This window comes from Nocardia sp. CC201C, from assembly GCF_030010695.1.
In the GTDB taxonomy this organism is placed as follows: Bacteria; Actinomycetota; Actinomycetes; order Mycobacteriales; family Mycobacteriaceae; genus Nocardia; species Nocardia otitidiscaviarum.
Window position 1 is genome coordinate 1 of sequence record NZ_JASCXP010000660.1, and the last position, 2,308, is coordinate 2,308.

Here is a 2,308-nt window from a genome sequence, read left to right on the forward strand (position 1 = left end):
CCTGGCACACGCCCTGGACTTCGACGACACCCACCTCCCGTCGGTGCTGCATCCGTCGGCCACGGTGGTACCCACCGCGCTGGCCGTCGCCGAGGCCACCGGAGCCACCGGGGCCGCGCTGCTGGACGCCATCGCGGTCGGCATCGAGCTCACGGTGCGCGTAGGGATGGCCGGATACGATGCCGCGCTGGGTAATTCGGTGTTCTTCGAGCGCGGACTGCATGCCACCGCCATCTGTGGCGCGGTCGGCGGCGCGGTGGCCGCGGCCATGCTGTACGGCCTGGACGCCGCCGGAATCGCGCACGCGCTCGGCATTGCCGCCAGCATGGGTTCGGGCCTGCTCGAGGCCAATCGCACCGGCGGCACCGTCAAGCGCGTGCACTGCGGCTGGGCCGCGCACGCCGCGGTCACCGCCGCCGGTCTGGCTCGACACGGCCTCACCGGCCCGCCGACGGTGCTGGAGGGCAGATTCGGTCTGCTGCACGCCTTCTGCGGCGAGCGGGCGCATCCGGACCAGCTGCTGGACGGGCTCGGCGAGCACTGGGAGCTGCCCGGGGTGTTCTTCAAGCCGTATCCGTGCAATCACTTCACCCACGCCGGTATCGACGCCGCCCGCCGCCTGCGCGATCGCGGTGTCACCGCCGACGAGATCGTCCGCCTCACCCTGGGTGCGCCCACCCCGGTGCTGCGCACCATCGGCGAACCCCGCACCGCCAAACAGCGACCCGAATCCGGCTACCACGCGGCCTTCTCCGGCCCCTACACGGTGGCCGCGGCCCTGCTCGGCGGCGGCGGACTCGGCGTCTTCCACGAGGACTTCACCGACGTCGCCGCCCGCGACCCGGCCCGCCTCACCCTCGCCGCCAAGGTGGTCTGCGTCCCCGACCCCCGCTGCGACGAGATCTTCCCCCACCAGTTCCCGGCCACCCTGACCGCCGAACTCCGCGACGGCCGCACCGTCACCGAACATGTGGCGGTCAATCGCGGCGGCCCGGGCGACCCGCTGTCCCCCGACGAGCTGGCCGTCAAATTCCGCCTCAACACCGCCGAGGCGCTGTCCCCCGCCCGCGCCGACGACATCACCGAGATCGTCTACGGCCTGGCCGATCTCGACGATCCAGGAAAGCTGACAACCCTGCTGCACTCCCCCACCTAGCCCTCACCTGCGCATACGAAAGCAGCCCGGCCCCTCGGCCGCCGGGCTGCTTTCGCACGTCCGCAGCATGCCGGGCGCTCAGTAAAACTGCTGGTCACAGCGGTGAAATTTTCGGCTCGAGCTATTGACTCACGAGTGTTTCAGACCATTAATTGACGCTACTCGAAGAAACACTGTTTCCCCCTGAGAGACAAAGGAGTCACCTTGAGAATCAGAACCCTGTCGGCCGCGCTGTCCTCCCTCTGGATCGCCGTGGCCGCGCTCGCCACCGCCCTCGCCCCCGTCGCCACCGCCGACACCACGGTGACCAAGGTCGAGAACAAGGTCGAAATCCGTTGCGCCTTCCGCATTCTGAAGCAGAGCAGCGACTGGTACTTCCCGGCGGGGAACCCCAAGGGCCTGCTGTGGCTGCAGCACGGCTTCTCCGCCGCCAACGATGCCATGGACGACACCGCCCGCAAGTTCGCCGCGCAGGGCTTCCTGGTGTTCGCGCCCACTCTGCCGACCTCCAGCCTGCTCGGCTGCACCATCGCCAACCTCGGCAACAACACCGACTTCCTGCACAATGTGGCCGACCTGTTCGGCAAGTCCGCCGATCCCTCGGACAAGCTCGGCCGCAGCTTCGCCGACGCCAAGGCCAAGGCCGGGCGACCCGAACTCACCCTGCCGACCTCCTGGGTCTTCGCCGGACATTCCGCGGGCGGCGAGGCGGTGCCGTTCGTGGCGCAGGAACTGCGCGCCGACTACCCGTCCGCCTTCGCCAATCTGCGCGGTGTCATTCTCTTCGACCCGGTCAAGAGCATCATCGGCAACAACCTGAGCAGTTCGCTCAACCATCTGAGCAACAGCACCCTGCCCGTGGTCGCGGTCTCCGCGCCACCGTACAGCTGCAACCGAAACGGCTCGGGCACCGAAGAGGTGCTCGAACAGCTGCCCCGGCCCTTCCTGGGCGTCCTGGTCACCACCGCCTCCCACATCGACGTGGAGGCGTCCAGTGCACCCGGGCCGGACAAGTTCGCCTGCGGCACTCCCCAGAGCAAGAACGTAGATGCGCTGCAACGACTTTCGGTGGCGTGGGCCGGTGATTTCGTGAGCGGCTCGACCACGGCCGACTACTACCCCGGCGGCGGATACTTCCAGAGCCTGGTGAGC

At 68.8% G+C, this 2,308-nt stretch carries 2 protein-coding genes; both read left to right on the plus strand.

All coding sequences use genetic code 11. The features are described from left to right. Positions 1-1,156: MmgE/PrpD family protein (locus tag QK444_RS35610; RefSeq protein ID WP_282786426.1), on the plus strand; the 1,156-nt coding region annotated here is incomplete at its 5' end. 204 nt (positions 1,157-1,360) lie between these two features. Next, the coding region (locus tag QK444_RS35615; RefSeq protein ID WP_282786427.1) for a hypothetical protein at positions 1,361-2,308 on the plus strand (948 nt) is incomplete at its 3' end.